Consider the following 25988-nt stretch of genomic DNA (forward strand, 5'->3'; position numbering starts at 1 on the left):
AGAGACCGGCACTCCATGCCCTCTCCCGACAAGGCAACAGCGCAGATCAAGGACACCGTCATGCCCATGGACCCCTACGCGGCCCTGCAAGCGCTCCTCCGCGCAGAAGCGGTACGCAGCGACCCGGTACGCGGCGACGCGGTACACGCTGACCCCGTACGCACTGATCCCGTACGCACCGCCCCCTCCGAGAGCGACCCTCGTCCCGAGCACCCCGGCGAGCACGAAAAGCGCCGGCCGGACGACGAGAACGACGCCTGACACCCACCCCCACACCCACCGGACGGCCCGGCACCGGCGTCAGGCAAGGCACACCGCCCGCCTCAGCGCCGCCGCCGGGCCGTCCCGAACACCGATCGCGAGATCTCCCGCCCGATCTGCGTCCCCATCGACCGCAGCAGGGACTTGAACATCCCGCTCCCCACCACCTGCTCCACCACAGAACCGCCACCCTTCGGTTCCCGCGCCGCCTTCTCCGCCTTCTCCGCCCTCTCCGCCCTCTCCGCCTCCTGAGCGGTCAGCTTCTCGTACGCGGACTCCCGGTCGACCGCGTCCGCGTACCGCGCGTACAGGACCGACGACCGCACCGCCGCCTCCAGCGCGCCCTTCTCCACGGGGGCCATCAGCGACTCGGGCGCCCGCAGCCGCGTCGCCGCGACCGGTGTCGGCGCGCCCTTCTCGCTGAGTACGGTGATCACGGCTTCGCCGGTGCCGAGCCGGGTGAGCACCTCCGCCAGGTCGTACGGCGAGTCGGGGAAGGTCCGCACCGTCGCCTTCAGCGCCTTCTGGTCGTCGGGCGTGAACGCCCGCAGCGCGTGCTGGACGCGGTTGCCGAGCTGCGCCAGTACGTCCGCCGGTACGTCCTTGGGCGTCTGCGTCACGAAGAAGATGCCGACCCCCTTCGACCGGATGAGCCGCACGGTCTGCGTGATCGCCTGGAGGAAAGCCTTCGACGCCCCGTTGAAGAGCAGATGCGCCTCGTCGAAGAAGAACACCAGCTTCGGCTTCTCCACGTCGCCCACCTCGGGCAGGTCGTTGTAGAGGTCCGCGAGCAGCCACATCAGGAAGGTCGAGAAGAGCTGCGGCTTGTCCTGTACGTCGGCCAGCTCCAGGACCGACACGAGCCCCCGCCCGTCCGGCGCGAGCCGCAGGAACTCGCTCGTGTCGAACTCCGGCTCCCCGAAGAAGTCCGCCATGCCCTGCGCCTCGAACGCGGTGAGCGCCCGCAGGATGACCCCGGCCGTCACGGACGAGAGCCCGCCGATGCCCTTCAGCTCCGGCCTGCCCTCGTCCGAGGTCAGGAAGGTGACTACGGCCCGCAGGTCCTTCAGGTCGACCAGTTCGAGGCCCTTCTGGTCGGCGTAGTGGAAGATCAGGCCGAGCGACTGTTCCTGGGTCTGGTTGAGCTGCAGCACCTTCGAGAGCAGTACGGGCCCGAAGCTGGTGATCGTGGCCCGTACCGGAGTCCCGGTCCCGATGCCCCCGAGCGCGTAGAACTCGCTCGGGAACGCGGTCGCCTCCCACTCCTGTCCCACGTCCCCGGCCCGCTCGGCGACCTTGCCGCCCGCTTCTCCGGGGGCGGAGATCCCCGAGACGTCCCCCTTGATGTCCGCGAGGAAGACGGGGACGCCGTGCGCGGCCAGTTGTTCGGCGATGAGCTGCAACGTCTTGGTCTTGCCCGTGCCGGTGGCGCCGGCGACGAGGCCGTGCCGGTTGAGCATGGGCAGCGGGATGCGGATCTGCGCGTCGGGGAGGCACCGCCCGTCCCAGAGCAGCGCGCCCAGGTCGAGGGCGGGCCCGGCGAAGGAGTATCCGGCGGCGATCTCCGCGGCCTCCTGCGGCAGCACGCCTCCCGCACCCTCCTGCGGCACCTCGCCGCCCGTCACCCCGACGCCCGGCGCGGACTCGTTCGGGCGGTTCGCGGGGCCCGGCGTGGACGGAATCGGCTGGCTTTCGCTCACTACGGCCCCTGTTCCCGGCTGGTGCGTTTCCGGTTTGCCCCGCTTTACGGCGTCATTTCCCAGACTCGCACTCCGTCGCCATGGCTGCGCCCGGAGAGCCTTGACCGGTAGGCTTTCCGTGTGATCTTCAAGCGCATCGGAAACGGCCGGCCGTACCCCGACCACGGCCGGGAAAGCACCCGGCAGTGGGCGGACGTCGCACCGCGTCCGGTCCGCCTCGATCAGCTCGTGACGACCAAGGGCCAGCTCGACCTCGAGACCCTGCTCGCCGAGGACTCCACGTTCTACGGCGACCTCTTCGCGCACGTCGTGAAGTGGCAGGGCGACCTCTATCTGGAGGACGGCCTGCACCGCGCGGTCCGCGCCGCGCTCCAGCAGCGCCAGGTGCTCCACGCGCGCGTGCTCGAACTGGGCTGAAACCGGGCCGAGAGGCCGCGTCCCGCCTCCGCGCCCTGTTCCGCGGGCCCGCGTCCGGACGGGCATTGGCCCTTTCGGGTTGGACTGCACCCCGAGTAATGATCATTTAGTAGGCATCGCCGCCCGGCCGCACTACGCTGCGCCCATGAGCATGCTCACTCCCCCCGGCATGGGCGGCGAATACCGCATCACGGGGGACAAATACCCACGGATGCGCCGCCCCGACGGGCGCCGCAGGATCGTCCTTGCGGTCATCGCGTCCGTCGCGGTCGCAGGCCTGATCGGCTGGGGCACTCTGCAGCTCATCGACGTCTTCACGGGCGGGCACAAGGCGACGGCGGCGGGCCCGGCGACCCGGAAGAACTGCGACCGCGGAACGGCCTCCGGCACCGGCACCGACGCCTCCGGAGCAGGCTCCCGCTCCACCGCCGCAAACGCGTCCGACGCCTCCGACACCTCGAAGGCCAAGCCGCTGCCGAAGCCGCGCCAGATCACCGTCAACGTCTTCAACGCCACGCCCCGCGGCGGCCTCGCCAAGAACACCGCCGACGAGCTCAAGAAGCGCGGCTTCACCATCGGCAAGGTCGGCAACGCATCGAAGGCGTACGACAAGAAGGTGAAGGGCACCGGCATGCTGCTCGGCGCCAAGGCGGCCGCCGAGACCGCCCTCCCCGTCCTCCGGACCCAGCTCGCGGACGCCGAACTCAAGGCCGACGGCCGCAAGGGCGGCGAGGTCGACCTGATCATCGGCACCCGGTTCAAGAGCCTGGCCAAGAAAGAAGACGCCGACAAGGCCCTGGCCGCGCTGGCCAAGCCCGAGTCGACGTCCTCGACATCCGGCAAGAAGAACTGCTGACCCCGGATCGCTGATCCAGGGCCGCTGTCCCCGAAGTACTACTCCTACTCCGCCGCGCCGTACATCCGGTCTCCCGCGTCCCCGAGGCCCGGCACGATGTACCCCTGCTCGTTGAGCCGCTCGTCGACCGAGGCCGTCACGACCGTCACCGGCGTCCCCGCCAGCTCGCGCTCCATGATCTCCACGCCCTCGGGGGCGGCGAGCAGCACCACGGCGGTCACGTCGTCCGCGCCGCGCTTGATGAGCTCCTGGATCGCCGCGACGAGCGTGCCGCCCGTGGCGAGCATCGGGTCGAGGACGTACACCTGACGGCCGGAGAGGTCGTCCGGCATGCGCGTCGCGTACGTCGAGGCCTGGAGGGTCTCTTCGTTGCGCACCATGCCGAGGAAGCCCACCTCGGCGGTCGGCAGCAGCCGCACCATGCCGTCGAGCATGCCGAGGCCGGCGCGCAGGATCGGCACGACCAGGGGCCGCGGGTGGGAGAGCTTGACGCCCGTGGTCCGCGAGACCGGGGTGTCGATGTCGACCTGCTCGGTGCGCACGTCCCGGGTGGCCTCGTACGCGAGCAGGGTGACCAGCTCGTCGGCGAGGCGCCGGAAGGTCGGGGAGTCGGTGCGCTTGTCGCGCAGCGTGGTGAGTTTGTGCGCCACCAGCGGGTGGTCGACGACGTGGATCCGCATGACATCAACAGTAACCGGGCCCGGCCCCCTCGCCTCTCGCTGGCATCAATACCGCCGTCCGAGGGAAGGTGGGGACGTACGGACTGAGGTGGTGTGGCCCATGGCGGAGAGCAAACCGGAAGACGAGACGGACACCGAGCGTCGCAGGCGGCGCGCCCAGTTCCTGCGCGAACGCACCGAGGCCATCGAGCTCCGCGACCGCGTGAAACCGCGCCGGGCCCGGGCGGCACGCATGCGGCAGCAGATGCGCATGCGCACGTTCCGCTGGTAGCCGCGGCCCGCGGCAGACGGCCCCGCGGCGGGCCCGTAGGGGCCTCGTACCGGGCCGCACGGGTCGTGAAAGCCCCCCGCGCGAGCCGCCCGCGCGAGCCCGGGAAAAACACGACGCGGAACACAGCGGGCGGAAGACCTCTCCTGACGGCGCCGTTTCTGCCACGATTCCGAATGGGCGGGGCTTCGTACAGCACTCCCCGCTCCCCGACCTCGCCGGGGGGACCCCAAAACCGCCAACCGGCACTGCCTATGACCAGTGGGAGAGTCACGGTGTACTTCGCCGCACTGCTCGCGCGCACCGAAGACGGGTGGGAAGCGAGCGACACGGAGCTCGACGATGTGGAGACCCTGGCGGATCTGGCCGACCTGGCCCGTGAAGCCACGGCTGACTACGACGACGACACAGTGCTCGTCTTCATCGAACAGGAAGACGCGTGGTTCGGCGTCGTCCGCGTGGACGGTGAGGAGGATCCCCGTATCTACGTGTCGGACGCCGCCGCGGCCGCCCGCAGCTCGTACGGGGAGATCCTGCTCACCGACGAGATGCTGGGCCGCGACCCGGACGACGAAGGGGCGGACGACCTGGAAGCCCTCGACCTCGACGGTACGGAGGACGGCGAACCGGAGGAGTCCGGCGCCGGCCCCGACACGGACGACGCCCCCGGCACCTCCGGCGCGCCGGCCGGGCCGCTGGGCGACACGGAGATCCTCGCCGACCTCGGTGTGCCCGAGAAGAATCTGCTCGGTCTGCGGAGCGGCGAGGCGCTCAACGAGATCGCCGACATCCTCGGGGCGGCGGAGGTGCTCGAAACCGTCCGTTAGGTTCCCCGTGTGACCGACCCGACCGACCTGACCCACAGCGACCCTGTATCCGACACCACACCCGATCCCGTATCCGACGCCGTACCCGATCCCGTGCGCGACCGCTGGCGGGCGCCCATGCGGCTCGCTCTGGCCGAGGCCGAGCTGGCCGCCGAGGGCGGTGACGTCCCCGTCGGCGCCGTCGTGCTGTCCCCGGACGGCACGACGGTGCTCGCCACGGGCCACAACGAACGCGAGGCGGCCGGCGACCCGACCGCCCACGCGGAGGTGCTCGCCCTGCGCAGGGCCGCCGCCGCGCTCGGCGAGTGGCGGCTGACCGGCTGCACGCTCGTCGTGACGCTGGAGCCCTGCACGATGTGCGCCGGGGCGCTCGTGCAGTCCCGCGTGGACCGGGTCGTCTACGGAGCGCTCGACGAGAAGGCCGGAGCCGCGGGCTCCCTCTGGGACGTCGTACGCGACAGAAGGCTCAACCACCGCCCCGAGGTCATCCCCGGAGTCCTCGCCGAGGAGTGCGCCGGACAGCTGACGGACTTCTTCCGGAAGCGCTGATGCCGGGGGCCGCCCAAACGGATTTCAGAACACGGGCCACTTTGGGCTAGAGTTCCTCTCGGTAGCGTGTCCGAGCGGCCGAAGGAGCTCGCCTCGAAAGCGAGTGAAGGGTAACCCCCTTCCGTGGGTTCAAATCCCACCGCTACCGCTCTTCACACGAGGGGCCCGTCCAGTCGGACGGGCCCTTCGTCGTACGTACGGTCAGGTGAGCGGAGGCGGGAACGCGGAGAGCCCCGGTGCCGTCTCGGGGCACCGGGGCTCTCTTCCGCAAGGACGGGGGAAGCGGCATCGGGGGGACAAACCGCTCCCCCCGACGAGGACCGAACCCTCAAGTCAGCGCCGCCGTCAGGGGGGAAGCAGACGGCGCGGACCCCGCAGTGGGGTCGGTCCCTTGCCCGTGGATTCCTGCCAGATCCGCTGGGCACATCACCAATCCTGCGCCCCGTGCCACCTCACCCGCGCAGGCAAAGGACCTCTGCTGCCGGGCCGTTGGTCCTTAAAAGCCCCGTCAGTACGGTCCGGGTTAGACTCACCGCCGTCACAGGGGTCACACGGGGCGCGGGCAAGGGGAGGCCAGGATCGTGGCAGTGCAGTGGAAGAAGGTCGGCCTCTTCGCGGTGGTCGTCTTCGTGCTCTACGTGATCATCACCGACCCCGCCAAAGCCGCCGACTACGTGCAGATAGGGTTCGAGGGAATTTCGAGCGCCGCTCAGAGCATCGGCGACTTCATGACGTGGGTCGCCAACGGAGGCAAGGACTGAGCGGCCGCCGCGGCCGTCAGGCCCCGCCCCTCTCCAAGGAGTGCCCGTGATCCGCCATCTGGTCCTCTTCAAGCTCAACGACGGCGTGCGGCGCGACGAGCCGCGCGTGGTCGAGGGCGTCAAGGCCTTCCGCGCCCTCGGCGGGCAGATCCCGGAGCTGACGTTCTGGGAGTGCGACTGGAACATCACCGACCGCCCCATCGCGTACGACTTCGCCATCAACTCGGCGGTCGAGGACACCGATGCGCTGAAGCGGTACCTCGAGCACCCGGCCCACCAGGCGGGCGTCGCGCTGTGGCGCGAGTTCGCCACGTGGGTGATCGCGGACTACGAGTTCTGACCCCTTCGCCCCCGCCGCTCCCGGGCCCGCCCCCGGACCCCGCGACGAGCCTTTCGGACGGCCCCGCACCACGACGGTGCGGGGCCGTTCCGCGTCTCCGGGCCCAACTTGCCCGTCAACACGTAGTTATCGGGTGCTTGCACACAGTGCACATGTCTTGTGATGCTATGACCGCTTTTGACGGATGAGTTGACCGAGGTCGACCGAGCTTGACCGTGCCTGTCTGAGAAGGGGTGGCGTTGCCCGTGCCGGCCAGTACTGCGCCCGAAGCTCCACCCGCGAAGGCCGCGCCCGAGGCGCCCCCGCTCGCCAAGCCCTCACCGGGAACCGGGAGCACGCGAGGCGCCGACACCCGGGCCCTCACCCAGGTGCTCTTCGGCCAGCTCAAGGAGCTGGAGCCGGGCACCCCCGAACACGGCCGGGTGCGCGGGGCGCTCATCGAGGCCAACCTGCCGCTCGTGCGGTACGCCGCCGCGCGGTTCCGCAGCCGCAACGAGCCGATGGAGGACGTCGTCCAGGTCGGCACCATCGGACTCATCAACGCCATCGACCGGTTCGACCCGGAGCGCGGCGTGCAGTTCCCGACCTTCGCGATGCCGACCGTCGTCGGCGAGATCAAGCGGTACTTCCGCGACAACGTCCGCACCGTCCACGTACCGCGCCGGCTGCACGAGCTGTGGGTGCAGGTCACCGGGGCGACCGAGGACCTCACCACCGCCTTCGGGCGCTCGCCGACCACCTCGGAGATCGCCGAGCGGCTGCGCATCACCGAGGACGAGGTGCTCGCCTGCATCGAGGCCGGCCGCTCGTACCACGCGACCTCGCTGGAGGCGGCCCAGGAGGGCGACGGGCTGCCCGGCCTGCTCGACCGGCTCGGCTACGAGGACCCCGCGCTCGACGGCGTCGAACACCGCGACCTCGTGCGCCACCTCCTGGTCCAGCTGCCCGAGCGCGAGCAGCGGATCCTGCTCCTGCGCTACTACAGCAATCTGACGCAGTCACAGATCAGCGCCGAACTCGGCGTATCGCAGATGCACGTCTCGCGGTTGCTGGCCCGGAGCTTCGCACGCCTCCGGTCCGCAAATCGGATCGAGGCGTAACCGTATCGAGTGGAGTGCCGGCGCGGCTGTTGCCGACGGCACTCTTTGCTGAAAAGCCTCAGACCCCCTCTTTCCTGCACGGATGTCACCCTTGTTTGTCGACAAGTAACTACAGCGTGTTGCCGACATGTGACATTCTGCTGGAACCGCGTTTGCCGTAGCCCCACCTCCGGTATTCAGGTGGAGGCTGCGTTCCTCCGACGGGAGCGCCCGCCGCGACCGTCCGCGACCTCAAGGGGGTGGCATGTCCGCAGACCAGGGCAGCTCGAAGGTGCTCACGCTCACGCTCACCAAGAGCCCGAGCGAATCCGCGCCCGACGCGCTTCACAGCTCAACAGCCTCGGAAGCCATCGACACCCGGACCCTGTCCCGCTCCCTCTTCCTGCGGCTCGCCGCGCTCGACCAGGACAGCCCGGAGCGCGCCTATGTGCGCGACACGCTCATCGAACTCAACCTCCCGCTCGTGCGGTACGCGGCGGCCCGCTTCCGCAGTCGCAACGAACCGATGGAGGACATCGTCCAGGTCGGCACGATCGGCCTGATCAAGGCGATCGACCGTTTCGACTGCGAACGCGGCGTGGAATTCCCGACGTTCGCGATGCCGACGGTCGTCGGCGAGATCAAGCGCTTCTTCCGGGACACCAGTTGGTCGGTGCGCGTGCCGCGCCGCCTCCAGGAGCTGCGCCTCGCGCTCACGAAGACCAGTGACGAGCTGGCCCAGCGGCTCGACCGCTCGCCGACCGTCCCCGAACTCGCCGCGGCGCTCGGCGTATCGGAGGAGGACGTGGTCGACGGCCTCGCCGTCGGCAATGCCTACACCGCCTCCTCGCTCGACTCCCCGACCCCCGAGGACGACGGCGGCGAGGGCTCCCTCGCGGACCGCCTCGGGTACGAGGACACGGCCCTGGAAGGCGTGGAGTACCGCGAGTCCCTCAAGCCGCTGCTCGCCAAGCTGCCGCCGCGCGAGCGCCGCATCATCATGCTGCGCTTCTTCGCCAACATGACGCAGTCGCAGATCGGCGAGGAGGTCGGCATCTCGCAGATGCACGTCTCCCGGCTCCTCACGCGCACGCTCGCGCAGCTGCGCGACGGCCTCATCTCGGACTGACGGACCCCGCTTCCGTACGGGAGCGGCTGACGCCCCGTCGCCAACTTGCCCGCGCGTGGCCGGTGTTGCTGACGGGGTTCCTAATTGACGGGCCGTCAGCCACACTGGCGCGATGCGACGTGGTGTGCGGAACGTGCTCGGTGCGGGTGCCGCCGTGGTGTGTCTCGGCGGACTCCTCGCCGCATGCGGCGGGGAGAGCGGCGACGGTTATGTGGCGACCGGCGCGGCCGGCGCGGGGCCCGAGCGGGCGGCGGGCAAGGCCGTGGGGCCCACCGGCGACGTCCGGCTGGTCCCGCTGGACCGGGGCGGCGACAGCGATCGAACGGCCGCGGGCGCGGACCCGGACGCCCCCGGCACGGCCGAAGACCACACGGGCCAGGACGGCGCGGAGGGCAGGGCGGCCGACGGGCCCGGCGGTGCGGACGCGGCATCCGGCGCCGGAGGCGCGGCCTCGCGGGGCGGCGGCACGAACTCCCGTGGTACGGACGGCCGTTCCGGTTCCGGAGGCTCATCCACCCCGGACCCGGGCACGAGCACGCCCGGCGGCACGGACGATCGCGGCCCAGGCCCAGGCCGGGGCCCAGGCCCCGGGCCCGGCCCGAACCCGAGGCCGGAGCCTCCGAGCGGGCCCGCCGCGCTCAGTGTCGGCGACCCGGAGCGGGCACCCGCCGACAAGCGCTGGTGCGAGAAAGTGACGGTCACCTTCCGCAACACCGGTGGTACGCCCGTGCGTTCGGGGACGGTCACCTTCGGTACGCACATCATCGGCGCGCTCGGCGTGGACTGGGCCACGGTCGAGTCGACGGTGCCGCTGCCCGCGCCGATCGGGGCCGGAGAGAGGAAGACGAAGACCTGGCCGGTGTGCGTGGACGCGTGGCGGGTGCCGCTGGGCATGCATGTGGAGACGCGGGACGTGTCGGTTAAGTGGGACTAGGGCCTGCGGCCGACGTCGGGTGTTGATTCGTCTGCGGGCGCGTCGTGGCTGGTCGCGCAGTTCCCCGCGCCCCTGACCGCTCGCCCCTTCGGGGCTCGATGCGCCGGGTGGCCTCAGGGGCGCGGGGAACTGCGCGAGCAACCACGACGCGCCCGCAGACGCAACGGCACCCGCACCCGCACCCGCAAGCGCCGCTAGGCCAGCGCCAGCCAGGCCACGCCGGCCACGATCGCCACCGCGAGGATGACGCCGATGATCAGGCCCACGCGCGGGCCGGAGGAGGAAGCCGCCGCCTGCTGCTGACGGCCCTGCGGGGCCTCGTCGACGAAGGCGCGGAACATCTGCGTGCTGCCGGCCGGGTCGGGGTTGCCCTGCGGGGCCTGGTGGCCCTGGTTGCCCTGGGGGTTGTGTGCCATGAAGCAGGACCCTAGCGAATCCAGCGCTCCGGGCCCAACCCCCTCTGGCCAGGGACTTTACGCGCCAGGTCCCAGAGCTTTGCCGACTCTTTAGTCCGGTGCCCCACTTTTAGTTTGCCTGCGGCAACCAACTGCTTCTATCGTTGCCCTAAGCAACAAAAAAGAGGAGGTGCCGTGGCCGCGCAGCGTCAGTACGAGGAACTGGCCCGACAGCTCAGCGCCATCGGTGCCGTGAAGCGTGGCCTCGGACGCGGTCTGCCGCACGACTGCCCCGCCGGATCCGCCGCCGTACTCATCCTGCTCGACCGGCACGGCGCGATGCGGATGAGCAGGCTCGCGGAGCTGCTCGCCGTCGACACGTCGGTGACCAGCCGCCACGTCGCCCATGTCGCGGAGAGGGAGTGGATCGTCCGCGATCCCGACCCCGCGGACAAGCGCTCCCGGATCCTGCGGCTCACGCCCGAGGGCAAGGCCAAGGTCGACGAGCTCTCCGAGCTCTCCATCCGGACGCTCACCCACTACTTGCACGACTGGAGCGACGAAGAGGTCGTCCAGCTCAGCACGCTGCTCGCGCGCCTGCGCGACAGCTTCGGGGACTGCCGCGCGGCTTCGGCCCGCCCCACGGCGGGGCCGCACGCGGCCCAGTCCCCTTCCCCCCACGACGTGCGGACCACGTCGCAGACCACCCGTACACCCGCGTAAGAAAAGGAAATCCATGGCAACAACCACACCAGCCGGTGTGCGGGGCAGCCATGCCAAGCACGGAGCCCCTCACGGCCACTCCGGTGAGAACGCTCCGATGACGCACCGGCAGATCATGGAAGCGCTGTCCGGGCTGCTGCTCGGCATGTTCGTGGCGATCCTGTCGTCGACGATCGTCTCCAACGCGCTGCCGGAGATCATCGGCGACCTCGGCGGCGGCCAGTCCGCCTACACCTGGGTGGTCACCGCGTCGCTGCTCGCGATGACCGCGACGACCCCCCTGTGGGGCAAGCTCTCGGACCTCTTCAGCAAGAAGGCCCTGGTCCAGATAGCCCTGATCATCTACGTCGGCGGCTCGGTCGTCGCCGGTCTCTCGCAGAGCGCAGGGATGCTGATCGCCTGCCGCGTTGTGCAGGGCATCGGCGTGGGCGGACTCTCCGCCCTCGCGCAGATCGTCATGGCCGCGATGATCTCCCCGCGCGAGCGCGGACGGTACTCCGGTTACCTCGGCGCCACCTTCGCCGTCGCCACCGTCGGCGGTCCGCTCCTCGGCGGTGTCATCACCGACACCTCGTGGCTCGGCTGGCGCTGGTGCTTCTACGTCGGCGTGCCCTTCGCGATCATCGCGCTGATCGTCCTGCAGAAGACCCTGAAGCTGCCCGTCGTCAAGCGCGACGTGAAGGTCGACTGGGGCGGCGCGTTCTTCATCAGCGCCGCGGTCTGCCTGCTGCTCGTCTGGGTCACCTTCGCCGGCGACAAGTACGACTGGATGTCGTGGCAGACGGCCGCCATGGTCGGCGGCTCGATCGTCCTCGGCCTGCTCTTCGTGCTCGTCGAGACGAAGGCCAAGGAGCCGATCATCCCGCTGCGGCTCTTCCGCAACCGGACCATCACCCTCGCCTCGCTCGCCTCGCTCTTCGTGGGTGTCGCGATGTTCGCGGGCACGGTCTACTTCAGCCAGTACTTCCAGCTGGCCCGCGGCAAGTCCCCGACGATGTCCGGCGTCATGACGATCCCGATGATCGGCGGCCTGTTCATCTCGTCGACCGTCTCCGGCCAGGTCATCACCAAGACGGGCAAGTGGAAGGCGTGGCTGGTCAGCGGTGGCGTCCTGGTGACGGCGGGCCTCGGCCTGCTCGGCACCATCCGGTACGACACCGAGTACTGGCACATCGCGATCTTCATGGCCCTGATGGGTCTCGGCATCGGCATGATGATGCAGAACCTGGTGCTCTGCACGCAGAACCAGGTCGCCCCCGAGGACCTCGGCTCCGCCAGCTCCACCGTCACCTTCTTCCGCTCCCTGGGCGGTGCGATCGGTGTCTCGGCGCTCGGCGCGATCATGTCCACGCGGATCACCGACTACGTCAAGGACGGCATCGCCGATCTCGGCCCGAAGGCCGCGGCGCAGTTCGGCCACGGCGGCACGGGTGGCGGTGGCATCCCGGACCTGGACAAGATCCCGGAGCCGTTCCGCACGGTCATGGAGAGCGCGTACGGGCACGGCATCGCCGATGTCTTCCTGATCGCCGCCCCGCTGGCGCTGATCGCCTTCCTGATCACGCTGTTCATCAAGGAGGTGCCGCTGCGGACGTCGGGCGGCATCGCCCAGGCCGCCTCGGCGACCACGGACGGCGCGGCTGGGGCCGACGCCCCTGCCGACGCCACGGCTTCCGCCGCTCCCGCGGCCACCGCCGAGCAGCCCGTGCTCGCCTCCGTCGCCTCGCACACCGACGCCGGGGCCGAGGGGCCCGAGGGCACGCAGCGGCTCGCCGCCGTGGCCTCCGCCACGGAGGCCGGAGCGGGCGGGTCCGGGGACCTTCCCCCGGTCACCGGCGGCATCCCGGTGCGCGGCTTCGTCCGCGGCGCCGAGAGCGCGCCCGTCCCGCAGGCCGCCGTCACGCTGATCTCCCTCGGGGGACGGCAGCTCGGCCGCGCGGTCGCGCAGGGCGACGGCGCCTACACCGTCGACGCCCCGGGCGCCGGGTCGTACGTGCTCATCGCCTCCGCCGACGGGTTCCAGCCGCAGGCCTCGACCGTGGTCGTGGGCGAGGACGCGCTCTCGTACGACATCCTCCTCAGCGGCACCAGCGGGCTGAGCGGGCTCGTGCGCGACGCCGACAGCAAGCTGCCCGTCAGCGGTGCGATGGTCATCGTGACCGACGTGCGCGGTGACGTCCTCGCCACCGGACTCTCCGGTGAGCAGGGCGAGTTCACCTTCGCCGAGCTGGTCCCCGGCACCGTCACCATCGCGGTGAACGCCGCCGGTCACCGGCCGATGGCCCTGCCCGTCGAGGTCGGCGGCGCCGGGGTCACCCGGGTCGAGGTCGAGCTCAGCTCCGGCGCGCAGGTGCTCGGCACCGTGCGGGCGGGCGGCGCGGCGCTGAACGACGCCCGCGTCACGCTCGTGGACGCCGCGGGCAACGTGGTCGCCACCGCGACCACCGGGTCGGACGGCGCGTACGCCTTCACCGACCTGGACAGCGGGGAGTACACGGTCATCGCGACCGGGTACCCGCCGGTGGCCACGGGGCTGACGGTGTCCGGCAGCGGCGTCGACGGCCACGACATCGAACTCGCCCACCCGGGCGAGTGACCGACCCCGGCCCGTGGCCGCGCTCCGAGCGGAAGCGCGGCCTTGGGCCGGTCGCGGAAAGGGCCCCCGGGCCGGCGGTGGCATTCATGGCAGGGGACGGCCGGCCACCGCCGCCGGGGGCCGTCTCGTCCGCGCAGCAGCGCGGACGTGAGCATGGACTTTGGGGCTTCCTGAGCGGAGCCCGGCAAGGAGTAAACGGGATGGCACTCAGCGCTCGGATCCGCACACGTGACGGGTGGGCCGTGTCCCACGCCGTCGTCACGGTGACCGACATGACCGGGACGCAGGTACTGCGGGCCGCCGCGGACGAGGACGGCGTCGTACGGGACGGGACCGCCCTCGCGGCCGGGCCCTACACCGTCATCGTCACCGCCGTCGGGTACGCGCCCGTCGCCTCCACGGCGCTCGTCACCGCGGGCGGGCGGGCGGAGGTCGGCAACGTCGTCCTCGCCCGGCAGGGCGGCACGGAGCTGCCGCCGCCCGGCCCGTGGGCCATCGACCCGGCGCACTCCACCGTCGGCGCGGTCGCGCAGCACCTCGGGATCACGAGTGTGCACGGGCGGTTCACGGAGTTCGGCGGGCGGATCGAGATCGCCGAGGACGTCGAGAAGTCGCGGGTCGAGGCGGTCATCCGGTCGGCGTCGATCGATACGGGCAACGGGATGCGGGACGGGCACCTGAAGTCGCCCGACTTCCTCGACGTCGAGCAGTACCCGGAGATCACGTACCGGTCGAACGGGCTGACCCCCGCGGGCACGGACCGCTGGACGGTCCACGGCGAGCTGGGCATGCACGGGGTCGTACGGCCGGTCGACCTGGAGCTGAGCTACCTGGGCACCGGGGCGGACCCCTGGGGCGGGACGCGGGCGGCCTTCCGGGCCACGACGGAGCTGCGACGGGAGGACTTCGCCATGAACTACAACCAGGTGGTGCAGGCGGGGATCTCGGCGATCGGCACGACACTCAAGGTCGAACTGGACATCCAGGCGGTCCAGGGAGAGTCGCTGCCGCAGGCGGGCTGAGGGGGGCGGCGCGGGTAAACCCACCCCCACCCTCGCCCCTACTCCAACCCTGCGGCGCGGGCAGACCCACCCCCACCCCAGCCCCTACTCCAGCCCTGCGGCGCGGGGCAAACGGGTGGGTGGGTGGGAGGTATCCGCCGCGGAGCGGCGGGACTGTTCGTGGCCGCACGGAGGGGACAGGGAGCAACCCCCACCGGCCCCCGGCCCCGCCCCGGCCCGGAGGGCGGATTACGTGCGGGCCAGGAGGGACTCGATCCCCGCGATCATTAGATCGAGGGCGATCGTGAAGTCCCGTTCCCACATTTCCTCGACCGTGTCGCTCCCCCGCGCCGCCATCAGCTCCTCCGCACTCTCCAGCAGCCCGTGCGTCGCGAGCTCGTCCCGTACGGTCCCGGCCGCCTCCTGGTAGTACTCCTCCGGCGACAGCCCCGCCTCCGCGCACCGCGAGAGATAGTGGCCCTCGATCGTCCCGAAGCCGTACACGAACTGGAAGACCGCCGAGATCGCCCCGTTCTGCGTGTACGCGGGCAGGCCCGTGTTCCGCACCGTGTGCTGGATCGCGCGGGCGAACGCCAGCCAGTTCGGGCCGATGTTGAGGTACCTGCCGACCAGCGGCGAGACCCAGGGGTGCCGGATGAGCATCGCCCGGTACTCGTCGGCCAGGGCCCGGAGCTGGTCGCGCCACTCCCCGGGCGCCGCGTCCGGGTCGGGCAGCCGCATCTCGCCGCAGACCGAGTCCAGGGCGAGCTCCAGGAGGTCCTCCTTGGTGTCCACGTACCAGTAGACGGACATCGCCGTGACGTTGAGTTCCGCGGCGAGCCTGCGCATGGAGAACTTGTCGAGGCCCTCCGCGTCCAGGAGGCGGACCGTGGCCCCGGTGATGCGGCCCCGGTCGAGGCCGCTCGGCTGATCGCCCTTGCGGCCGCTGCCGCGCGGGTTCTTCGCCTGCAGCCAGACGCTCGTCCGCGCCGTGTTCTTCGTGCGGCCGGCAGCCTTCGCCATGGCGCGCCTTCCTCGTTGGTCCTCGGTCCTGGAGCGGTTGTCTCCGGGTGTGGGTGGCGGCGTGGGGGAGGACGGACGGCCCGTGACGGAACGGGATGGTCCGCCCTCCCCGATGCTATGCCGCTGTCTTACCCACGGAGTCTGCCCTTTCCGCCCGGTGCAGCAACGCGGCGGCCAGGATGCCGCCGGCGAGCACCGCCGCGGCGCCCACCAGCTGACTCGTCTCCAGGCCGGAGGAGAACGCGTCGGCGATCCGCTCGCGCTCGCCCGCCGACCCCGCCGCGGCCATCGCTGCGGGGAAGGAGGCGGCGGAGACCGCGACGAGCCCGGCGAACCGGGAGTTGAGGACCGCGCCGAGCACGGCGACGCCCAGGCCGTTGCCGAACTCCGCGAGCGTGCCGTTGATGCCCGCGCCCACGCCCGCCTTCTCCGGCGGGATGGCGCTCATGATGGCGTTGGCCATGGCCGGCATGGCGAGCGCGATGCCCGCGCCCATGACGATCAGGCCGAGCAGCAGGCCGTTGTAGTTGTCGCCGCCGAGCAGCGCTATCGCGGCGAGGCCCGCCGCGAGCAGGCTCATGCCGGACGCGATCGTGATGGGCGTGCCCATCTTGGCGTGCAGCTTCGCGCCGACGCCCGCGAGGTTCAGGGCCACGATGGTCACCGCGAGCGGCGCCGTGCGCAGCCCCGCCTCCAACGGCTCGTATCCGAGCACGAACTGGAGGTGCTGGGTGAGCAGGAAGAGCGAACCGCTCAGGCCGAAGGCGACCAGGATGGCGCCCGCCACGGCACCGACGAACCGCTGGTTGCGGAAGAAGTGCATGTCCAGCATCGGATACGGGACGCGCAGCTCCCAGAGCGCGAACGCGCCGAGGACGAGTACGCCGACGGCGGCGGAGACCAGTACCCGGGCCGACGTCCAGCCGTGCTCGGGGCCGGAGATGATCGCGTAGACCACCGCGGCCATGCCGACGGTGGAGAGCAGCGCGCCGAGGAGGTCGGGGCGGTCGCCCTGGGGATTCTTGGACTCGGGGACGAGCCTGAGGACCGCGGCGAGGCCCAGCAGCGCCACGGGGATGTTGACGAGGAAGATCGACCCCCACCAGAAGTGGTCCAGCATGAAGCCGCCGAGCAGCGGTCCGGCCGCGAACCCGAGGGAGTTGATGGTGGCCCAGAGGCCGATCGCCTTGACGCGCTCGGTGTCGTCGAAGATCTGCACGACGACCGCGAGGGTGGTGGTCATGAGCAGCGCGCCGCCGATGCCCATGCCCGCGCGGGCGGCGATGAGCTGCCCGGAACTCTGGGCCAGGCCGGCCGCGAGGGAGCCGGTGCCGAAGAGGGCGAGGCCCGCGGCGAGCAGCTTCTTGCGGCCGTAGCGGTCGGCGGCGCTGCCCGCGGTGAGCAGCAGACCCGACTGGACCAGCGAGTACGCGTTGATCATCCACTGGATGTCGGACGTGGACGCGTCCAGCTCCCGGGTGAGGGAGGGGATCGCGACGCTGAGGACGGTGTTGTCCAGCAGCACGGTGAGCTGCGCCAGGCAGATGACGCCGAGGATCAGCCAGCGCTGCGGGTGCCTCTGCGAGGCGGTGGGGGTCTCGGCGGTCGTTGCCGTCATTCAGCCCTCCCTCTCTGTTCTACGGTGTACGGGGCGTGCTTGATTCACACCGTAGAACGGGTCCCGTACGGCGTACAAGGGAATTGTTCGGGGGAGGGAGGCGTAGGACGGGCTGGGGACCGCGCGCGGCTCACGACGGGACGGGTACCGCCGCCTTGATCAGGTATCCCGCCCCGCGCCGCGTATGGATCATCGGCTCGCGTCCGGCGTCGATCTTCCTGCGGAGGTACGAGATGTAGAGCTCGACGATGTTGGCCTGGCCCCCGAAGTCGTAGTTCCACACCCGGTCGAGGATCTGCGCCTTGCTGAGGACGCGCCGCGGATTGCGCATGAGGTAGCGCAGCAGCTCGAACTCGGTGGCGGTGAGGTGGATGGAGTCCCCGCCCCGCGTCACCTCGTGGCTGTCCTCGTCCAGCGTCAGGTCCCCCACCACCAGGGTGGACGCGCTGCGCTTGTCGGCGGCGCCCGCGCGCCGGATGAGTCCGCGCAGCCGCGCCACCACCTCTTCCAGGCCGAACGGCTTGGTGACGTAGTCGTCGCCGCCGGCCGTGAGCCCGGCGATGCGGTCCTCCGCCGCGTCCTTCGCGGTGAGGAAGAGCACGGGCACGTCCGGCATCTCGCGGCGCAGCCTGCCGAGCACGGAGAGGCCGTCCATGTCGGGCAGCATCATGTCCAGCACCACGACGTCGGGCCGGAACGCGCGCGCGGCCCGCACCGCGCCCGCGCCGTCGGCGGCGCTGCGGATCTCCCAGCCCTCGTAGCGAAGGGCCATGGAGAGCAGGTCGGTGAGCGACACCTCGTCGTCCACGACGAGCACGCGGACGGGGCTCCCGTCCGGCCTGAGCGGTTCGGTACGCACCTGAGGCGAGGTCATGGTCATGGCATTCACCCTGCGCCGCGCCTCTGAGAGCACTCTTGCGCGAACCTGTGAATTCCCTGAGAAACGCGCCCGCGCCCCTGCCCGGCCGGACTCAGCCGATCCGGAAGAGCCGCGCGGCGTTCCCGTACACGACGCCCCGCAGCCACGCGTCGCCCAGGCCGAGCCGCTCCAGCGACTCCAGCTGATGGAGGTACGTGTAGGGGATGTTGGGGAAGTCGCTGCCCAGCAGCACCTTCTCCCCCAGGTCGGCCAGTCTCGCCGACTCCTGCGCCGGGAACGGCATCAGCGCCTCGCTGAAGTCGGTGAAGGCCATGGTCGTGTCGAGCCGCACCTGTGCGTACCGTTCGGCGAGCGTGAAGAATTCGGCGTACTCGGGCATCCCCATGTGCGCCACGACGACCGGCAGCCGCGGATGGCGCGCGAGGAGCCGGCCGATCGGGCCCGGCCCGGTGTGCTTGCCCGGCTCGGGGCCGGACCCGCAGTGCGTGACGACCGGCACGCCCGCCTCGGCGAGCAGCCCCCACACCGGATCGAGCAGCGGGTCATTGGGGTCGTAACCCCCCACCTGCACATGCGACTTGAAGACCCGCGCCCCCGCCTCGACGGCCTCCCGCACATACCGGTCCACCCCCGGCTCCGGGAAGAACGTCGCCGTGTGCAGACAGCCGGGGGTGCGCCGCGCGAAATCGGCGGACCACGCGTTGAGCCACTCCGCCATGCCCGGCTTGTGCGGATACAGCATCGAGGTGAAGGCCCGCACCCCGAACTCCCCGAGCAGGCCGACGCGTCGCTCCTCCTCGTGCCGGTAGGTGATGGGCCACTGGACGGGCGCCCCCGCCGTCCCGAAGGAGTCGAAGTACGCCCAGACCTTCTTCAGCACCTGTTCGGGCATGAAGTGCGTGTGTACGTCGATGAGTCCGGGCACCCCGAGCCGCTCCCAGAACCGCCGTACGGCAGCGGCCTCCGTACCGATGCTCTCGCTCACAACCGGGCTCCTCTCGACCGGCCCGGTGCTGTGCCGGGGCGTACGGTGCCGGCGACGTACGCACGAAGCCGACGCGGCCCGGCACCCCGCCTCCGGCGTGATCACGCATGCCGCCACCCTCGGGCCCGCACCGCACCCACGTCCACCCCTGGAGGCAGGAACCACCACCCTCCCCGCGCCGGGGCACCCGTCAGAAGAGCCCCTCCTGCTCGGCCGCCCCGCCGCCCCCCGCGTCCGCCACGGCCCGGACCGGCACCGTCACGCCCGCGTCCGGCCCGGCCGCCACCAGCTCCCACCCCACGAGCACGCGTGTATCGACGGCGAGGACGCCCCCGCCCCCGACCTGAAGGTGCAGATCGGGCCCGGCGGCCGCGACGAGCCGCCCCGCGACCGTCCCGCCGTCGACCAGCTCCCACACCACCGAACCGACGACCCCCGGCCCGGCCGCGAGCCCGAACGCCTCCGAGTGGTCGACGGCCTCGAACGCCACCCGCTCCAACGACTCCGCCCACCCGTCGAGGCCCACGGCCCGCCGGTGCAGCTCCGCCAGCTCCCGCGCCCGCTCAGGCCACTCGGGCAGCGCGCCCCGGACCTCCCGCTTCCGCGCGTACGGCACCCGGTCCGGCACGCCCAGCGCGGCGCGCAGCAGCTCCTCCGTACGCCGCGCCGCCATCAAGGGCCCCCGCCCCAGCCAGCAGAAGGCCACCGCCCCCTGCTCCAGGAGCCGCACGGCACCCCGCTCCTCCGCGGTGATGCCGACCTTCACCAGCCCCGGCCCGAACCACGCCAGGTACACGCGGTACGTCCGCGGGTCGTCGGGCACACCGTCCGCCGCCACCGAGAACGCCCGGTCCAGCCGCGCGCACTCCGGGCAGCGCGCCTGCGTGGCCCGGCCCGGCACGACGGCCCGCAGCGGACACGGATTGCCCCGCGCCCCCACGCACCGCCGCTCCCCGACGGCCCGGAACCCGATCTCCGTTCCGTACGCGAGTGCGCTGTCCCGGCCGCCTTCCCACCGCAGCACGGGCCCGCCGCCCGGCCACCCGAGCCCCGCACACCGCCACACCACGCCCGCCACGCTCCTCACCCGCCGGGACGGACGCCTTCACAGCGTCCGGACAACGCAAGAGGCCCCCGGATGATCTCCGGGGGCCTCTTGCTCATGTGCACTCGGCAGGATTCGAACCTGCAACCTTCTGATCCGTAGTCAGATGCTCTATCCGTTAAGCTACGAGTGCTTGTTTTTTCTTTTGTTTCTGTCTCCGCTCCCCGGCCCTTCGGCCCGCTCGCGGCGACAGGAAGAACATTACATGACTGCCGCCGCCATGTGAAATCCATTAGGCGGACCCCTTGTGAGCTGCGGAAACGTCCGCCATACGAGCGAAGCCCCGGTCCAGATGGACCGGGGCTTCGGATCATGCTGCGGAGGCGGAGGGATTTGAACCCTCGATGGGCTTTAAGGCCCAAACCGCATTAGCAGTGCGGCGCCATAGACCGGACTAGGCGACGCCTCCAGCTTGCACACCTGCGCGAGCGCGGGGGTGCGTGCAGATGATGACACAGCCGGGCGGCCTGTCACCAATCGCGGCTCCACGGTACTAGTCGCGCGGCCCGCAGGGCAAAGCGTGCCGCGGCACCGCAACGTCGCGCGGCGTACGGCGTTAGAGCGGTAGACCACCCGTCCCTTCCACTCCTCTCCCTCCTCTCCCTCCTCATCCCTCTGATCTTCTCCGTCCTCCGTTTCCCGTCCTCCGTCACCGTGGAGCCTGAAATGCTGCGTCGTCTCACCCTCACCGCCGTCGCCTCCGTCGCCGCGCTGTCCGCCGTGCCCGTCTCCGCCCACGCCACCGCGCCCCTGCCGACCCCCACGGACCGGCTCACCGTGACCGTCACCGACGCGGGCGGCGACAGCGACGGGACGTACGTACTGAAGTGCCACCCCACCGGCGGCTCGCACCCGGACCCCGCCGGGGCGTGTCAGCGGCTCCGGGAGGTCACGGTGTGGGGCCGCGACCCGTTCGCGCCCGTGCCCAAGGACGCGATGTGCACGATGCAGTACGGCGGGCCCGCCACCGCGCGCATCACGGGGACCTGGCAGGGCCGGCCCGTCGACGCCAGGTACGAGCGCAGCAACGGCTGCGAGATCGGGCGTTGGGACGCTCTCGTGCCGGTGCTGCCCGCAACCTCCGCGTGACCAGGCAGTACTGAAAACTCACAGCTTCTGCGTGCGACCTCCCTTACATCCGGCGTCGCGGGCGCAACCTCTCCCCGTAGACTCCCTCCCGTGACACGCCACGGGCCGAGGGGCAAGATGGCCTGAGCGAGTCGGCAAGAAGCGGTACATCAGGGAGGAAGCGTCGTCGTGAGCAGCAGGCCATCCCGAGGCGCTGCTCGCCTCGCAGCCATACTCGACGCGCTCCCGGACGCGCTGGTCCTCGTCAACGCCAACGGCACGGTGGTGAACGCCAACGCCATCGCGCTCGAGGCGTTCGAGGCCCCCGGCACCGCGCTCGTGGGGCGCGGTCTGCTCGATCTGCTGCCGGAGTTCGACTCCCGGCTCATCCCCGGATCCATGCGGCGCCCGGACACCATCGACGAGCGCGGTCGCACCAAGCCGACGCGGATGACCGCCCGGCGCACGGACGGCATCGAGTTCCCCGTCGAGGTGACCAGCTCCCCGCTGGAGGACGGCAGGAACGCGTACGACACCCATGGGTACACCGGCGACGAACTGCTCATGCTCGTCGTACGGGACCTTTCGGGCACCGTGGACACCGAGGCCGAACTCGCGCGCTCCCAGCGGCAGACCGAGATGATCCTGCGCGCGGCGGCCGAGGGCGTCGTCGGGACGGACACCGACGGCCGGGTCGTCCTCGTCAATCCGGCCGCCGCCCAGATACTGGGTTTCCGGGCCAGTGACCTCGGCGGCCAGGAACTGCACCCGCTGGTCCTGCACTCGCGCGCCGACGGCGAGCCCTTCCCGTACGAGGAGTCCCCGCTCGCCGACACGCTGCGCTCGGGCCGCAAGCACCGGGTGCGCGGGCAGGTCCTGTGGTCCAAGAGCGGCGCCAAGGTGCCGGTGGACCTGACGACGTCGCCGGTGCGCGACGGGGACCAACTGGTCGGCGCGGTGATGACGTTCACCGACCGCAGGCCCTACGACGAGCTGAACGAGAAGTACGAGGCCGCGCTGGCCCGGCACGCGGAGGAGCTCGCCGCCGCCGCCGAGCTGCGCGCCGAGGAGATCAAGGCCGCAGAGGAGCAGCGGGCCGAGGAACTCGCCGCCGAACAGGAGCGGTACGCGGCGCTCGCCGAGCGCGAGAAGGACCGCTTCGAAGAGCTGGCCGAGCGCGAGAAGACGCGGTACGAGGCGCTGGCCGCCCGGCACGAACAGCTGCTCGCCGTCCTCGGTTCGTCCCTGCGCGGGCCCCTCGACGAGCTCCGCCGCGAACTGGCCGCTCTCGCCTCGGACGACGCCGGCCAGCTCTGGCCCGAGGCCAACCAGGTCCTGCACCACCTGTCGGCCGGGTACGCCCGGATGACCACGCTCGTCGACAACGTCCTCGGCTTCCAGCGGCTCGACGCGGGCGACGAACAGCTGTCCCGTACGCCGGTCCTGCTCGACGCGGTCGTCGCCGCCGGCGTGGAGGGCGCGGTCGAACTGATCGGTCCCGGGCGCGCGCAGTTCGCGGTGCACGCGCCGCCGATCGAGCTCTTCGCCGACGCGGGCCGGCTCGCCACGGCTCTCGCCCACCTCATCGCGGACGTGGCGGGCATCGACGCGACCGGGAACACGCGCGCGGGGCTCGGTATCGGTGGTGCTGGTGGCGGTGCTGGCGCCGGTGCCGGTGTTGGTTCTGGCGTCGACTCGACCATCGTGGTGGCCGCCGCCCAGCGCGGCGAGGTCGTCCGCATCGAGGTGCGTGGGCCGTACGCCGGGGGAGACCCGGTGCACGAGCCGATCGTCCGGGGCATCGTGCGCGCGCACGGAGGCGTGCTGCAGACGCACGAGGTGCCGGGTATGGGCGGCAGTGCGTACGTTCTCGAGGTGCCGATCGGGGCGGCTACGGAGGGGGCCGGTACGGGGGCGGGCTCTACGGAGGCGGCGGGTTCGCCTTCTTCGCCCTCCCTGTCCTCTTCTTCAGCTCTGCCTTCCGGCGGCGCTCCCGGCAGTTCGGTCGTCGTGCCCGAGCAGGCTTCGGCCACCTCGGGCGGCGGGCGTCGGCGTGCCCGGCGGGCCTCGGTGGACTCCTTCTTGGACAGCGCTGTTCCGGGTGACGGGGACTCTGTTCCCGGGGGCACGGAGGGCGGCGGCCTGGAGACAGGTGGTGCTGGTGCGGCCACTGGTACGGGGCGGCGCAGGGGACGGCGTGCGGCCGAGGCCTCTCCGGAGAGCCTCGGCGGGTCCGTGGTCACCGGTCCGGGGACCGCTCTGACCACCGGTCCGGGTGGCGGTGCGGACGTCGGTCCGGGGAACGGTCCCGGAGCCGGGGGGCAGGCTTCGGAGACGTCCGGTGGCGCATCCGGCGGTGCTTCCGGTGGTGTCTCCGGAGGCGGTACGGGACGACGGCGCGGTCGGCCGAGTGCCGCCGAGGGTGCCGTGATGACGGCCGCCGAACACGCGGCCGGATCGGCGGCGTTGGGCGAGACCGTGCCGCCGCAGGGTGTGCCTGTCGCCGAAGGGGCGACCGGGCGCCGCGCCCGGCGGTCCGGTGAGCAGCACGCGCTGCCCGCGCTGGCCTCGGGCCCGTCGGAGGCCTCCGCCGCCGCCCCGGGCACGGGTGTCGAGCTCGCCGCGGTCGAGTCCGGACACGGTGACGCCGCCGCGCGGCCCACCGGGCGCCGGGCACGGCGCGCGCTGGCCGCCGCCAGGGAGCGGGCCGCCGCGGAGGAGGCGAACAGCGGGCGCGTCTTCGCGCTGCCGCCCGCCACGGCCGACCGCGTGCCGGAACAGGACGTCGCGGGGTACGCCGCCGGACACGTCCCGGGCCAGGAGTACGCGGCCGCGCAGGAGATCACCGGTCAGCACGGGGCGGCCGTTCACCCCGGGGACGACGACCACACGCCGCCGCAGCCCCACCCGGCGCAGGCCCCCACGGGCCGCCGCGCCCGCCCGGCGCCGGTGCCTGAGGCGGCGCCGCAGGTGCCGGGGGTCGCGCAGGGTCCTCGCGCTCCGCAGGTTCCTGGGGTCCCGCAAGGAACGCCCCCGGAGGGGACTCCCGCCGGGGTCCACAACCCGAATCCGATGGCGGCCCAGGCCGAGAGCCAGCCCCAGCCCCAGCCCCATCCGCACGCCCAGGTGCAGTCCCAGTCCCAGGCCCAGGCCCAGACTCCGAGGCGCCGTCGCGCCGGTGAGCCCGGCCCGCTGCCCGCACCGCAGCCGTGGCCCGACGGCACGACCCCGCCCGGCGGCGTGCCCGCTCAGGAAACCCCGCACTCCGGTGGCACCCCCGCGCACGGCATTCCGTCGCCCGCCCGGGGCACCGCCCTTCCGCCCGAGCACGGCCCGCAGGCCCGGGCGGCCCAGCCGCTGCCCGCCGAGGCCCCGGCCGGGGACCCCAACTCGACGCAGGGCCGCTCGATCAGCGTGCGCACCCTCGGGCAGGGCGTGCCGTTCGGCCAGCAGATCACCGAGCAGCAGCGCGGCCGACAGGGCGGCACAGCCGTACCCGCCCAGAACCAGCCCGGCCAGAGCCAGCCGAGCCAGAGCCAGCCGAGCCAGAGCCAGCCGAGCCAGAGCCAGCAGCCGCCGCGGAACGCCCGTATCCCCCAGGCACCCCAGGCGCCCCAGTCTCCGCGACCCCCGCTGCCGCCCCAGTCCCCGCAGCCCGGCCAGGCGGCCCCCGCCTCCCAACAGGGCCAGGCCCAGCCGCAATCGGCACCCGGCGCGGCACAGCAGGCCCCGTCGCCGTCCCAGTCGCAGACGCTCGGCGGTTCCGGGCGCCGGCGCCGGCTCGGCACGCCCCCCGACCCCACGGCCGACGAGCGCCCCGAGAACGCGGCGCGCCCGCAGCCGCCCCAGCCGCACACCCCGCCCCCGGGGCACCCCCAGCATCCGCAGCACCCCCAGTCCCGTATCGCGTCCACCACCGAGGGCACCGGACGGTCGTACGCGATCGGCGCGCCGGACGAGGACGCCGACGAGGGGCCGGAGCCGCTGGACGGTCCCGGCGGTGCCGTCGAGGTCGCGAACCGGCCCCAGCCGCAGCCGATGGACGACGAGTTGCCGCCCGAGCCGCTGGACAACCCGCGCCGTCTCCTGGTGTGGCCCGCGCCCGATGTCACCACGCAGCAGGCGCTGAGCGACCGCGGCTACCGCCCGGTGATCGTGCACTCGCGGGAGGAGGTCGACGCGCAGATCGCGGCGTTCCCCGCGGCACTCTTCGTCGACCCGCTCACCGGTCCGATCACGCGTACCGCTCTGCAGTCGCTGCGTCAGGCCGCCGTCGCCGCCGAGGTGCCGGTGCTCGTGACGGCGGGCTTGGGCCAGGCGACGCGCGAGGCGGCGTACGGCGCCGACCCCGCCGTACTCCTGAAGGCCCTCGCGCCGCGCGACAGCGAGCAGCACCCGCCCCGGGTCCTGCTCATCGAGGAGCACGAGGAGATCGCGCTCGCCCTGACCGCCACGCTGGAACGGCGCGGCATGCAGGTCGCCAGGGCCGAGAGCGACGCGGACGCGGTGACGCTCGCCGCGCAGATGCGGCCGAACCTGGTGGTGATGGACCTGCTGCAGGTACGCCGCCGCAGGGCCGGGATCGTCGACTGGCTGCGGGCGAACGGGCAGTTGAACCGCACCCCGCTTGTCGTCTACACCGCCGCCGTCGACGAGACGGACCTGCCGAAGCTCGCGGCGGGCGAGACCGTCCTGTTCCTCGCCGAGCGCTCCACCAGCAGCGAGGTGCAGAGCCGGATCGTGGACCTGCTGGCGAAGATCGGCACGAACTAGAAGGCCGACAGGCCCGTACG

The 25988-nt window shown here is 71.9% G+C and carries 24 protein-coding genes and 3 tRNA genes; 17 read left to right on the forward strand and 10 right to left on the reverse strand.

The genetic code is table 11. The annotated features are described in order from the left end of the window. Positions 1 to 15 precede the first annotated feature (15 nt). The gene (locus tag ACZ7DY_RS22575; protein WP_471137842.1) at positions 16 to 261 is read left to right on the forward strand and encodes a hypothetical protein; all 246 of its coding nucleotides are present in this window, start codon (positions 16 to 18) and stop codon (positions 259 to 261) included. A gap of 62 nt (positions 262 to 323) precedes the next feature. Here ACZ7DY_RS22575 and ACZ7DY_RS22580 read toward each other — a convergent pair whose 3' ends face one another. Next, positions 324 to 1871: a helicase HerA-like domain-containing protein gene (locus tag ACZ7DY_RS22580; protein ID WP_471138686.1), complete on the reverse strand. Its 1548-nt coding sequence runs from the start codon at positions 1869 to 1871 to the stop codon at positions 324 to 326. A gap of 210 nt (positions 1872 to 2081) precedes the next feature. Between ACZ7DY_RS22580 and ACZ7DY_RS22585 the strand changes: the two genes are divergently transcribed. Both ACZ7DY_RS22585 and ACZ7DY_RS22590 read left to right on the forward strand, forming a co-directional pair. Next, a complete protein-coding gene (locus tag ACZ7DY_RS22585) occupies positions 2082 to 2378 on the forward strand; it encodes a type II toxin-antitoxin system VapB family antitoxin (protein ID WP_003955420.1) in 297 nt (98 codons plus the stop codon). Between the two features lie 145 nt (positions 2379 to 2523). Further along, the gene (locus ACZ7DY_RS22590) at positions 2524 to 3234 is read left to right on the forward strand and encodes a LytR C-terminal domain-containing protein (protein ID WP_471137844.1); all 711 of its coding nucleotides are present in this window, start codon (positions 2524 to 2526) and stop codon (positions 3232 to 3234) included. Between the two features lie 44 nt (positions 3235 to 3278). Here the strand turns inward: ACZ7DY_RS22590 and upp are convergent, their stop codons facing one another. Then, positions 3279 to 3914, reverse strand: coding sequence for a uracil phosphoribosyltransferase (gene upp, locus ACZ7DY_RS22595; RefSeq protein WP_362375107.1), 636 nt, complete (start codon positions 3912 to 3914; stop codon positions 3279 to 3281). A 100-nt stretch (positions 3915 to 4014) separates the two neighbouring features. Here upp and ACZ7DY_RS22600 point away from each other — a divergent pair, with 100 nt between their 5' ends. From ACZ7DY_RS22600 to ACZ7DY_RS22640, 9 genes are all read left to right on the forward strand, one after another. Next, a complete protein-coding gene (locus ACZ7DY_RS22600; RefSeq protein ID WP_471137845.1) occupies positions 4015 to 4185 on the forward strand; it encodes a hypothetical protein in 171 nt (56 codons plus the stop codon). Between the two features lie 251 nt (positions 4186 to 4436). Further along, a complete protein-coding gene (locus ACZ7DY_RS22605; protein WP_471137846.1) occupies positions 4437 to 5009 on the forward strand; it encodes a tRNA adenosine deaminase-associated protein in 573 nt (190 codons plus the stop codon). A gap of 117 nt (positions 5010 to 5126) precedes the next feature. Continuing rightward, positions 5127 to 5558, forward strand: coding sequence for a tRNA adenosine(34) deaminase TadA (tadA, locus tag ACZ7DY_RS22610; RefSeq protein WP_471138687.1), 432 nt, complete (start codon positions 5127 to 5129; stop codon positions 5556 to 5558). A 60-nt stretch (positions 5559 to 5618) separates the two neighbouring features. Beyond that, positions 5619 to 5706: transfer RNA gene (locus ACZ7DY_RS22615), tRNA-Ser, on the forward strand. A gap of 433 nt (positions 5707 to 6139) precedes the next feature. Next, complete coding sequence (locus ACZ7DY_RS22620; protein WP_471137847.1) at positions 6140 to 6319, forward strand: hypothetical protein; 180 nt, start codon at positions 6140 to 6142, stop codon at positions 6317 to 6319. A gap of 46 nt (positions 6320 to 6365) precedes the next feature. Then, entirely contained in the window at positions 6366 to 6659 is a 294-nt protein-coding gene (locus ACZ7DY_RS22625) for a Dabb family protein (protein WP_471137849.1), read from the forward strand. A gap of 245 nt (positions 6660 to 6904) precedes the next feature. Then, positions 6905 to 7759: an RNA polymerase sigma factor SigF gene (locus tag ACZ7DY_RS22630; RefSeq protein ID WP_471137850.1), complete on the forward strand. Its 855-nt coding sequence runs from the start codon at positions 6905 to 6907 to the stop codon at positions 7757 to 7759. 244 nt (positions 7760 to 8003) lie between these two features. Continuing rightward, positions 8004 to 8867, forward strand: a complete 864-nt coding sequence (locus tag ACZ7DY_RS22635) for an RNA polymerase sigma factor SigF (protein ID WP_471137851.1) — start codon at positions 8004 to 8006, stop codon at positions 8865 to 8867. A gap of 112 nt (positions 8868 to 8979) precedes the next feature. Then, a complete protein-coding gene (locus ACZ7DY_RS22640; protein WP_471137853.1) occupies positions 8980 to 9801 on the forward strand; it encodes a hypothetical protein in 822 nt (273 codons plus the stop codon). 194 nt (positions 9802 to 9995) lie between these two features. Here ACZ7DY_RS22640 and ACZ7DY_RS22645 read toward each other — a convergent pair whose 3' ends face one another. Beyond that, a complete protein-coding gene (locus ACZ7DY_RS22645) occupies positions 9996 to 10217 on the reverse strand; it encodes a hypothetical protein (RefSeq protein ID WP_471137854.1) in 222 nt (73 codons plus the stop codon). Between the two features lie 174 nt (positions 10218 to 10391). On the opposite strand from ACZ7DY_RS22645, the gene ACZ7DY_RS22650 reads away from it, so the two are divergent. From ACZ7DY_RS22650 to ACZ7DY_RS22660, 3 genes are all read left to right on the forward strand, one after another. Further along, entirely contained in the window at positions 10392 to 10919 is a 528-nt protein-coding gene (locus tag ACZ7DY_RS22650) for a MarR family winged helix-turn-helix transcriptional regulator (protein WP_471137856.1), read from the forward strand. A 97-nt stretch (positions 10920 to 11016) separates the two neighbouring features. Further along, positions 11017 to 13515 (forward strand): MFS transporter, encoded by a 2499-nt coding sequence (locus ACZ7DY_RS22655; RefSeq protein ID WP_471137857.1) that lies wholly within the window; start codon positions 11017 to 11019, stop codon positions 13513 to 13515. Positions 13516 to 13715: 200 nt separating this feature from the next. Continuing rightward, complete coding sequence (locus tag ACZ7DY_RS22660; RefSeq protein WP_471137859.1) at positions 13716 to 14537, forward strand: YceI family protein; 822 nt, start codon at positions 13716 to 13718, stop codon at positions 14535 to 14537. Between the two features lie 228 nt (positions 14538 to 14765). On the opposite strand, the gene ACZ7DY_RS22665 is transcribed toward ACZ7DY_RS22660, so the two are convergent. From ACZ7DY_RS22665 to ACZ7DY_RS22695, 7 genes are all read right to left on the reverse strand, one after another. Next, complete coding sequence (locus tag ACZ7DY_RS22665; protein ID WP_471137860.1) at positions 14766 to 15539, reverse strand: TetR/AcrR family transcriptional regulator; 774 nt, start codon at positions 15537 to 15539, stop codon at positions 14766 to 14768. Positions 15540 to 15654: 115 nt separating this feature from the next. Beyond that, positions 15655 to 17157 carry an MFS transporter gene (locus tag ACZ7DY_RS22670; protein ID WP_471137862.1) on the reverse strand — a complete coding sequence of 501 codons (1503 nt, stop codon included), beginning with the start codon at positions 17155 to 17157 and terminating at the stop codon, positions 15655 to 15657. A 130-nt stretch (positions 17158 to 17287) separates the two neighbouring features. Beyond that, positions 17288 to 18037, reverse strand: a complete 750-nt coding sequence (locus ACZ7DY_RS22675; RefSeq protein WP_471137863.1) for a response regulator transcription factor — start codon at positions 18035 to 18037, stop codon at positions 17288 to 17290. A gap of 91 nt (positions 18038 to 18128) precedes the next feature. After that, positions 18129 to 19022 carry an amidohydrolase family protein gene (locus ACZ7DY_RS22680; RefSeq protein ID WP_471137865.1) on the reverse strand — a complete coding sequence of 298 codons (894 nt, stop codon included), beginning with the start codon at positions 19020 to 19022 and terminating at the stop codon, positions 18129 to 18131. Between the two features lie 190 nt (positions 19023 to 19212). Then, positions 19213 to 20091 (reverse strand): DUF2797 domain-containing protein, encoded by an 879-nt coding sequence (locus tag ACZ7DY_RS22685; protein WP_471137867.1) that lies wholly within the window; start codon positions 20089 to 20091, stop codon positions 19213 to 19215. Between the two features lie 96 nt (positions 20092 to 20187). Continuing rightward, positions 20188 to 20260: transfer RNA gene (locus tag ACZ7DY_RS22690), tRNA-Arg, on the reverse strand. A gap of 185 nt (positions 20261 to 20445) precedes the next feature. Next, positions 20446 to 20536: transfer RNA gene (locus tag ACZ7DY_RS22695), tRNA-Ser, on the reverse strand. Positions 20537 to 20793: 257 nt separating this feature from the next. On the opposite strand from ACZ7DY_RS22695, the gene ACZ7DY_RS22700 reads away from it, so the two are divergent. Together ACZ7DY_RS22700 and ACZ7DY_RS22705 are read left to right on the forward strand one after the other, a co-directional pair. After that, on the forward strand, positions 20794 to 21216 hold the full coding sequence (locus ACZ7DY_RS22700; protein ID WP_471137869.1) for an SSI family serine proteinase inhibitor: 423 nt from the start codon (positions 20794 to 20796) through the stop codon (positions 21214 to 21216). A gap of 168 nt (positions 21217 to 21384) precedes the next feature. Beyond that, positions 21385 to 25968, forward strand: coding sequence for a PAS domain-containing protein (locus tag ACZ7DY_RS22705; RefSeq protein ID WP_471137871.1), 4584 nt, complete (start codon positions 21385 to 21387; stop codon positions 25966 to 25968). The last annotated feature ends 20 nt before the right edge of the window (positions 25969 to 25988 follow it).

The organism is Streptomyces sp. NPDC037013, from assembly GCF_055607265.1.

What these genes read in the sequence shown, in the direction of transcription:
- ACZ7DY_RS22640 (WP_471137853.1), top strand. Translation starts at nt 8,980, where the DNA reads ATGCGACGTGGTGTGCGGAACGTGCTCGGTGCGGGTGCCGCCGTGGTG.
- ACZ7DY_RS22675 (WP_471137863.1), bottom strand. Translation starts at nt 18,037, where the DNA reads ATGACCATGACCTCGCCTCAGGTGCGTACCGAACCGCTCAGGCCGGAC.
- ACZ7DY_RS22700 (WP_471137869.1), top strand. Translation starts at nt 20,794, where the DNA reads ATGCTGCGTCGTCTCACCCTCACCGCCGTCGCCTCCGTCGCCGCGCTG.
- tadA (WP_471138687.1), top strand. Translation starts at nt 5,127, where the DNA reads ATGCGGCTCGCTCTGGCCGAGGCCGAGCTGGCCGCCGAGGGCGGTGAC.
- ACZ7DY_RS22665 (WP_471137860.1), bottom strand. Translation starts at nt 15,539, where the DNA reads ATGGCGAAGGCTGCCGGCCGCACGAAGAACACGGCGCGGACGAGCGTC.
- ACZ7DY_RS22660 (WP_471137859.1), top strand. Translation starts at nt 13,716, where the DNA reads ATGGCACTCAGCGCTCGGATCCGCACACGTGACGGGTGGGCCGTGTCC.
- ACZ7DY_RS22590 (WP_471137844.1), top strand. Translation starts at nt 2,524, where the DNA reads ATGAGCATGCTCACTCCCCCCGGCATGGGCGGCGAATACCGCATCACG.
- ACZ7DY_RS22600 (WP_471137845.1), top strand. Translation starts at nt 4,015, where the DNA reads ATGGCGGAGAGCAAACCGGAAGACGAGACGGACACCGAGCGTCGCAGG.
- ACZ7DY_RS22655 (WP_471137857.1), top strand. Translation starts at nt 11,017, where the DNA reads ATGACGCACCGGCAGATCATGGAAGCGCTGTCCGGGCTGCTGCTCGGC.
- ACZ7DY_RS22605 (WP_471137846.1), top strand. Translation starts at nt 4,437, where the DNA reads ATGACCAGTGGGAGAGTCACGGTGTACTTCGCCGCACTGCTCGCGCGC.
- upp (WP_362375107.1), bottom strand. Translation starts at nt 3,914, where the DNA reads ATGCGGATCCACGTCGTCGACCACCCGCTGGTGGCGCACAAACTCACC.
- ACZ7DY_RS22575 (WP_471137842.1), top strand. Translation starts at nt 16, where the DNA reads ATGCCCTCTCCCGACAAGGCAACAGCGCAGATCAAGGACACCGTCATG.
- ACZ7DY_RS22670 (WP_471137862.1), bottom strand. Translation starts at nt 17,157, where the DNA reads ATGACGGCAACGACCGCCGAGACCCCCACCGCCTCGCAGAGGCACCCG.
- ACZ7DY_RS22645 (WP_471137854.1), bottom strand. Translation starts at nt 10,217, where the DNA reads ATGGCACACAACCCCCAGGGCAACCAGGGCCACCAGGCCCCGCAGGGC.
- ACZ7DY_RS22635 (WP_471137851.1), top strand. Translation starts at nt 8,004, where the DNA reads ATGTCCGCAGACCAGGGCAGCTCGAAGGTGCTCACGCTCACGCTCACC.